Source organism: Metabacillus sp. 22489, from assembly GCF_052044855.1.
Classification (GTDB): domain Bacteria; phylum Bacillota; class Bacilli; order Bacillales; family Bacillaceae; genus Metabacillus; species Metabacillus niabensis.
The window spans coordinates 1-981 of sequence record NZ_JBQENT010000120.1 but is presented as its reverse complement, the minus strand read 5'-3'; the positions used below and the strand labels follow the sequence as shown (position 1 = coordinate 981).

General features: G+C 32.8%; 1 protein-coding gene. It reads right to left on the bottom strand.

Translation table 11 applies throughout. The features are described from left to right. Positions 1 to 114 precede the first annotated feature (114 nt). Complete coding sequence (locus tag ACTJJ9_RS26300; RefSeq protein WP_412964565.1) at positions 115 to 798, bottom strand: DUF421 domain-containing protein; 684 nt, start codon at positions 796 to 798, stop codon at positions 115 to 117. Positions 799 to 981: the final 183 nt, after the last annotated feature.

Genomic DNA, 981 nt, shown 5'->3' with positions numbered 1-981 from the left:
CTCGGTGTTATAAGTGAAAAATTAGGCTTTAGTTACTTCATTAAAGCGCCTGATTGTTGAAGACTAAAGTTTATATTCACCAAGAAAATTGATGTGCTCTTATCCTAACAAATTTTATTTAGGACTTACATGTATGCCTTCACTCTCTCGCCAATCTGCGTAAAGTATACGCTTTACATTATCATATCCATTGGTAGTTAATTGGTTATCTAACCACTGTTGATCAAATCCGAGTTCATGTAAATTATCCCATAAAATTTCCCCATCTATAATTAACGATGTTGGGAGGTCTACTGGACTTTCTGGAAGATTGAGATCTTGCTTGTCTGGTTTTTGATACTTGGATTTTAATAATAAACTTATTTGCCCATTAGCTTCCAATATACCGTATTTGACTTCGCGAACTGAAAAGACATTATTTTGACGGAGTATACTCAATACTTGATTTACATCCAATTTGTTCTTTGTAAGTAACTTTCTGTCCATAACACCATCTCGAATGATGATGTTAGGATTGCCTAATAAGAGAGAACGTGTCGATTTATTTTTTAGAGTCATAAACTCTATTCCCAACATAAGAAACGTCCACAATCCGATGGGATATAAAAAATGAAAAATCCCTACCTTATCTTCATAAATGGTATTTCCTAAAAAATCTCCAAGTACTAACACAAAAACTAAGTGAAACGGGGTTAACTGATAGATGGATGTTCTGCCTGTTATGATAATGATAAAAAATAAAGTTGCAAAACCAACGATGACTTTGATCGTCAGTAAACCAATATTAACTTCTTCCAAAGTTTTTTCCTCCAATTTAAATTTTACTTAGTTGTAAGATCTTGAGGTTTAGATAAAGAGGCTAGTTTTAGTATTAAAGCTCGAGTTACAATTCCAACAATGATGTAATATATGAATGAATATCTGTATCTCCACTCTAAATAATTAACAAGTTTGACCCACTCGCAAAAGGGTTCACCTATA